At 68.4% G+C, this 6474-nt stretch carries 6 protein-coding genes; 2 read left to right on the top strand and 4 right to left on the bottom strand.

All coding sequences use genetic code 11. The annotated features are described in order from the left end of the window. Nucleotides 1–1899, bottom strand: a 1899-nt coding sequence (locus tag VFH65_RS17305) for an ATP-dependent helicase (RefSeq protein ID WP_353323085.1), incomplete at its 3' end; no start/stop codon positions are given. Nucleotides 1900–1905: 6 nt separating this feature from the next. Between VFH65_RS17305 and VFH65_RS17300 the strand changes: the two genes are divergently transcribed. Further along, nucleotides 1906–2760 (top strand): alpha/beta hydrolase, encoded by an 855-nt coding sequence (locus VFH65_RS17300; RefSeq protein WP_353323083.1) that lies wholly within the window; start codon nucleotides 1906–1908, stop codon nucleotides 2758–2760. Nucleotides 2761–2762: 2 nt separating this feature from the next. Next, the gene (locus VFH65_RS17295; RefSeq protein ID WP_353323082.1) at nucleotides 2763–3059 is read left to right on the top strand and encodes an MGMT family protein; all 297 of its coding nucleotides are present in this window, start codon (nucleotides 2763–2765) and stop codon (nucleotides 3057–3059) included. 121 nt (nucleotides 3060–3180) lie between these two features. On the opposite strand, the gene VFH65_RS17290 is transcribed toward VFH65_RS17295, so the two are convergent. The 3 genes from VFH65_RS17290 to VFH65_RS17280 form a co-directional block, all read right to left on the bottom strand. Further along, a complete protein-coding gene (locus VFH65_RS17290; RefSeq protein ID WP_353323080.1) occupies nucleotides 3181–4035 on the bottom strand; it encodes a TIGR02569 family protein in 855 nt (284 codons plus the stop codon). 36 nt (nucleotides 4036–4071) lie between these two features. Further along, nucleotides 4072–5250, bottom strand: coding sequence for an adenylyltransferase/sulfurtransferase MoeZ (gene moeZ / locus VFH65_RS17285; protein ID WP_353323089.1), 1179 nt, complete (start codon nucleotides 5248–5250; stop codon nucleotides 4072–4074). Nucleotides 5251–5350: 100 nt separating this feature from the next. Further along, complete coding sequence (locus VFH65_RS17280) at nucleotides 5351–6382, bottom strand: DUF3152 domain-containing protein (RefSeq protein ID WP_353323088.1); 1032 nt, start codon at nucleotides 6380–6382, stop codon at nucleotides 5351–5353. Between the last annotated feature and the right edge of the window lie 92 nt (nucleotides 6383–6474).

Here is a 6474-nt window from a genome sequence, read left to right as displayed (position 1 = left end):
CACTCCGCCCCGGGGAACGGTGTTGGGCCACAACCCTTCCTGCAGCCCGGCGATGACCACGAACTCCCACTCGCGGTCGAGCACCGAATGCGCGCTGAGCACCGCGACCGCATCGATTTCACCGTGTCGGTCGCGCGGTGCCGCGGGAGGGCCAAGCGCTGTGACATGGTCGATCAGACCGGCAAGCGATGCACCGGCGGTGCGCGTCACGTATTGCTCGACGACGTCGAACAGCGCCGTGACGGCGTCGAGGTCGCGATCGGCCTGAGCACCGGCGGGACCGCCGCGTTCACTGGCGGCCAGCCAGCGCCGCTGCAGACCGGACCGCTGCCAGGCCTGCCACAGCGTGTGCCGCGGGTCAGCTCCCTCGGACGCGCTGCGGCGCGCGGCGGCCAGTACGGCGTGCACGCGCTGCAGCGGGCGTGCCGCCTCGGGCGACAGTCTGGCTGTCCCTTTATCGAGGGCCTCGACGAGCAGATCGGTGAAGTCGCGCGGCGGCACGCTGGCATCGGCGCGACGCAGTGCGCGTCGCAGTTGACGCAGCGAGACCGGATCGACCCGTCCGATCGGGCCGGTGACGAGCGACAGTGCCCGGTCACCATCGAGTCCGTGCACGGTGGCCTCGAGGACCGTCAGAAGCGCCAGCGCGGCAGGCTGTTCGGCCAGCGGCGAATTGGATTGCGGCACATCGACCGGTACACCGGCAGCTGCCAGCGAGCGGCCCAGCGGTGCGCCCAGCCGCGGAACCGAGCGGACCACGACTCCCATTTGGGACCATGGCACACCGTCGACCAGGTGGGCGCGGCGCAACGCGTCGGCGATCAATGCCGCTTCGGCGTGCGGCGATGCGGCGATGCGGACCGCGACAGAGCCCGGGGTTTCCGCAGCGGCCGTGAGTTCGCGGCCCGCATCGGTGCCGGGGAGTCTGGCGGCGACGGCGGTGATGGCGTCGGCGATGGCCGGCGCGCAGCGGTGCGATTCCGTCAGGGTGATCGCCGGCTCGTCGCCGCGCAGCAGCGAGGGATCGGCACCGCGGTAGCCGAATACGGATTGGTTGGGGTCTCCGGCAATGACGGTCAGGTCGGCGCCTGCCGTCAGCACCCGGATGAGCCGGGCGGCCTGCGGATCGAAGTGCTGCGCGTCGTCGACCAGGAGCAGCTTGATGCGGGCGCGCTCAGCGGCCAGCAGGTCGGCGTTGGTGGCGAAGGCCTCGAGCGCGGCGCCGACAAGTTCGGCGGCCCCCAAGGCCGGCACGGTGGCCTGCGGCGCGGCCATCCCGACCGCGGAGCGCAGCAGCATGATCTGCTCGTAAGCCTGTGCGAACTGGCCGGCGGCCAGCCACGCGGGCCGCCCCGCGAGCCGGCCGATGCGTTGCAGTTCAAGGGGATCGACGCCGCGTTCGGTGCAGCGAGCCAACAGGTCACGTAGCTCGATAGCGAATCCGACGGTGCTCAGCGCGGGCCGTAACTGCGGCGGCCAGGCCACGGCGGACGCGTCACCATCCTCGAGATCACCGGCGAGCAGCTCCCGGATGATGCCGTCCTGCTCGGCGCTGGTGATCAACCGCGGCGGCGGATCGCCGTTGCGTTGAGCTGCCAGCCGTAGCACCGCGAACGCGTACGAGTGAACGGTGCGGACCAACGGCTCCCTGACGACCGCGCGTTCGCCCGCACTGAGCAGCGCGGAGGTGATCGCTGCCCGGGCCTGCGCGCCGAGCCGGGCCGAACCCGTCAGCAGCAGAACCGATTCCGGGTCGGCGCCCGCCGCGATGTGAGCGGCCGCGGCGCGAATCAACAGGCTGCTCTTGCCCGTTCCCGCCCCGCCAAGCACTCGGACGACGCCGCGCATGCCCGGCTCGGTGAGTGTGGTCGGGGTGAGATCGGTGTGTGGTGCGGACATGAAGGCATGACACCACGGGGGTCCGACAAGCGGCCCACACCGCAGGCTGGCAGCATCGTCGACGTGACCTTCGACGCGCAGAACTTGAACGTGTACCGGTATGGCTCGTCGCGGCGAACCCAGATTCTGGCCATCCACGGCCTGACCGGGCACGGTCAACGTTGGCAGACGGTCGCGACGCGGCATCTGCCCGAGTTTTCGATCGCCGCGCCGGACCTGATCGGGCACGGCCGGTCGTCGTGGGCGGCGCCGTGGACGCTCGATGCGAACGTCGCAGCGCTGGGTGGACTGCTCGACGCGGATGCTGACGGTCCGGTCGTGGTGGTCGGGCATTCATTCGGCGGAGCGGTGGCGCTGCATCTTGCCGCTGCCCGGCCGGATCTGGTGGCGTCGCTGGTGCTGCTGGATCCGGCGGTTGGCCTGGACGGCGGGTGGATGCGCGACGTCGCCGACGATATGTACGCGTCGCCGGACTACACCGATCGCGCGGAGGCCCGCGCGGAGAAGGTGTCGGGATCGTGGGGCGAGGTCGACGCGGAGGAGTTGGACCGCGAACTGGACGAGCACCTGATCGATCTGCCGGGCGGCCGGGCGGGATGGCGGATCAGCATTCCGGCGATGATGTCGTACTGGAGCGAGCTGGCCCGGCCAATTACGTTGCCGCCCAATGGGATACCGACGACACTGGTGCGGGCCACCCGTACCAATCCGCCGTACGCGACGGAGGCGCTCATCTCGTCGCTCGACACGCACCTCGGATCGGATTTCACGCTCGAGGAGTGGGATTGTGATCACATGGTGCCTCAGGCGCTGCCGACTGAGACGGCGGCGGTGATCCGCAAGCAACTGGAGCGCGACTAGCGATGCCTGCGGTCACCGACGAGCAGGTCGAAACCGTTCGCGCGCTGGTGGCGTCGATTCCGGCTGGGCGGGTGTCGACCTACGGCGACATTGCCGACGCGGCAGGGCTTTCCAGCCCTCGAATCGTCGGCTGGATCATGCGTACCGACTCGTCGGACCTGCCATGGCATCGCGTCATCCGCGCCTCGGGCCGGCCTGCGCCTCATCTGACTACCCGGCAATTGGAACTGCTGCGCGCCGAAGGGGTGCTCGCCGAGGATGGACGGGTGCCGTTGCGCGAAGTACGCCACGCGTTCTAGGCGGCGGGAACACTAACGAATCGTGCCGGCCAATCTTAGAACTCGCGAAATGTACGCCATGGTCGTTGCCGGCGATGATTTCACAGCCCTGGCGTACCATTCGCGAAGAGCACGTGCACTCTTAGAGCGCCAGCCGCACCAGCGCGGCGGTGCGGGCCAGACCCGGGAACGCGGCGGCCGTCGACCGCGGATGCAGGGCGTGCACTGCGAGCCGGAACATCAAGGCGCGCAACAGCATCTGCGGCCATTCCGGCAGCGGGCTCCACCGCTCGATGAGACCGTCGTCGGCCTCTCCCCACGACAGCGCATCGACGACCACCACTCCGGCCGCCCATGACGCGGGCCGCCAGTACGGGGTGATGTCGGTGATGCCCGGTGCCGCGGTGCCTGCGAAAAGCACTGTGCCGTACAGGTCCCCGTGCACCAACTGGCTGGGACTCTTGGTCGGCCGGCGCAGCGCGGCCAGCTGATTGATCAGTTCGATCGACCGCTGCCCGTCGGCCGAACCCGGCGATACTCGCGCGCCCGGCGGCAGCGAGTGCAGCGGGCGCTCCTCCCACGCCGCCCGGTCGGCGGCGATGAACACGTCGACATCGGCCCACGGCGCAACCGGCGGCTGGGTCAAAAAGCGCGGCCGCTCGAGTTTGGCTGTCGCCTCATGCAGCCGCACCGCCGCCGAAACGACTTCGTCGTGGCGCGGTTCCGGGGTGCCCGCGACGAATGTGTCGGCCCGCCACCCCGCCACCACGTAGCGGCCATCGGTCGACCGAACCGGCCGGGCCAGGCGTACACCGTCGACGAACAACGTTTCGCGGACCTTCGCCGACCATGCGGCGCGGGCGTGGTCGGCGACCATCGACAGCACCACTTCGCCGCAGCGCCAGCCGCCCTCCCAGCTCGAGCCGAGCGGAACCGGCCGCACGCCGGTCAATCCGAAGGCCGCCAGCACATGATCCGGCGGGCGTTCGGCAGTCACCACCTCAGCCTAAGCGGAGCTCCGGCTAACTTGGCGTTAGTACATCACCATGTCGGGTTCGAGTTGCTTGCCCCACGCGACGATTCCGCCCTGCACGTGCATCGCGTCGGAGAAGCCGGCCTTCTTCACGATGGCCAGCACCTCGGCCGAACGGACACCTGTCTTGCAATAGAACACCGGTGTGCGGTCGACCTCGAGTTTGGCCAACGCTTCACCCGATTCGAACGCACCCTTCGGAATCAGCTTTGCGCCCTCGATGTGGTTGATGTCCCACTCGACAGGTTCACGAACGTCGATCAGCGCCAACGGCTTGCCGGAGTCCAGCAGTTCACGAAGCTCGCGTGGCGTGATCGTCGAATCGGCTGCGGCCTCGGCCGCAGCGTCGGACACCACGCCGCAGAACTCCTCGTAGTCAATCAGCTCGGTGATCTTCGGCGTGGCCGGATCCTTGCGGATCTTGATCGTCCGGTAAGTCATGTCGAGCGCGTCGTAGATCATCAGGCGGCCCAGCAGCGGCTCACCGATGCCGGTGATCAACTTGATGGCTTCTGTGCCCATCACCGAGGCGATCGACGCGCACAGGATGCCCAGCACGCCGCCTTCCGCACACGAGGGCACCATGCCTGGCGGCGGCGGCTCCGGGTAGAGGTCGCGGTAGTTCAGGCCAAGTCCGTTGGGGGCGTCCTCCCAGAACACCGAGACCTGACCCTCAAACCGGTAGATCGAACCCCACACGTACGGCTTGCCGGCAAGCACGGCGGCGTCGTTGACCAGATAGCGCGTCGCGAAGTTGTCGGTGCCGTCCAGGATCAGGTCGTACTGCTTGAACAGGTTGACCGCGTTGTCGGGCTCCAGGCGCACCTCGTGCAGCCGCACCTCGACCAGCGGGTTGATCTCGCGGATCGAGTCACGTGCGCTTTGGGCCTTGGACCGGCCGATATCGGACTGCCCGTGAATGATCTGACGCTGCAGGTTGGACTCATCGACCACGTCGTACTCGACGATGCCGATGGTTCCCACCCCGGCGGCGGCCAGGTACAACAGCGTCGGCGAGCCCAGCCCGCCGGCACCGATCACCAGCACTCTGGCGTTCTTCAGCCGCTTCTGCCCGTCCACACCCAGGTCCGGGATGATGAGATGACGGCTGTAGCGCGCCACTTCTTCGCGCGTGAGTTCGCCCGCGGGCTCTACCAGCGGGGGCAACGGCCCACCCAAGTTCGGGGACACCGAAATCTCCTTATTTGACGGTCACTGCAGTACCCAGCACAACCGTAGTCCGGTCGGGATGCTTCCCGCCGTCGACCGCCGAGTCGCCTTAGGCGATCGGATACGGCCAGGGATTGAACCGGCACGTCTTACCGTCCGGTTTGACCGTCTGCGGGTCGAACTTCGCCGCGTCGTTGTTGGCGGTGCTGAACGTCTGCTGCATCATGATCGGCGCCAACTGGCCGTTCTCCGCGCACCCTTCGTGACGTTGGTAGCCCATGGCATGGCCGACCTCGTGGTTGACGAGGTACTGCCGGTACGAGCCGATGTCGCCCTGGAATGACACCGCGCCACGCACCCAGCGGGCCTCGTTGATGAACACCCGCGGCTGGCCGTCGACGTAGGCAGGGTTGTAGCAGGACGCCTCGAGCTGGATGTCGTAGCCGCAGCCCTCGCGCACCGTCATCGGTGAGCTCAGCGACACCCGGAAGTCGGGCTCGCCGCCGTCGATGCGGGCGAACGCGAACTGCGGATTGTGTGTCCAGCTCTTGGGATTGGCCAGAGTTTCGCTGACCATCCGCGCGAATCCGTCGTCGCCGCCGAACGAGGTGGTGTCGACGCCGTCCTCGATCTCCACGGTGTAGGTGAACGTCTTGGTGGTGCCCTCGCCCACCTTCGGCGTGGCGCCCGGCACGATGTGCCACGTCTTGGCGCCGGCCTCGGTGAACGGCCCGCCGTCGGGCAGGATCCCGGTCGGCAGGTTTGCGTCGAACTGGGTCAACCCCTTCGGCGGCGCTCCGATGATCGCGGTGCTGGCCACGCCGATGGTCGGCGGGCCCTGCACCGGGCCTTCGACGGGAGTCGTTTCGGGAACGCTGGTCCCGGTGATGGTCTGGTACACCACCACCGCGGTCAGCGCGACCAGCACCGGCAGCGCGTACGCGCGCCAGCCGTAGGTGGAGATGAAGCGACCCAGCCATGTCTGCTTGCGCCAGCGGCGATGCTCGTCGCGATTCGACCTGGCCCGGCCGGAGTCCCCGGCGAGCGGATCACGCTGCGCGCGCAGCGGCTCTCGCCACTCGTCGCGTAGTACGGGCACAGGCACGCGACCACTCCCGCGACGCTCCGGGTCGTAGGTCACCGAAACAGGATGACACAGGCCAAAGCACTTGCACTTCTGGCGCGCCACCAACGGCAGCGTGAGACGTCCTGCCATACACGGCCGTGCAACGG

Origin of the sequence: Mycobacterium sp. (genome assembly GCF_035697385.1) — a bacterium.
GTDB lineage: Bacteria > Actinomycetota > Actinomycetes > Mycobacteriales > Mycobacteriaceae > Mycobacterium.
The sequence above is the reverse complement of the archived record's forward strand: the minus strand, read 5'-3'. Positions and strand labels throughout refer to the sequence as shown.

Excerpts from the sequence above, each read along its gene's own strand:
- VFH65_RS17300 (WP_353323083.1), top strand. The coding sequence starts at position 1,906 with ATGACACCACGGGGGTCCGACAAGCGGCCCACACCGCAGGCTGGCAGC.
- VFH65_RS17295 (WP_353323082.1), top strand. The coding sequence starts at position 2,763 with ATGCCTGCGGTCACCGACGAGCAGGTCGAAACCGTTCGCGCGCTGGTG.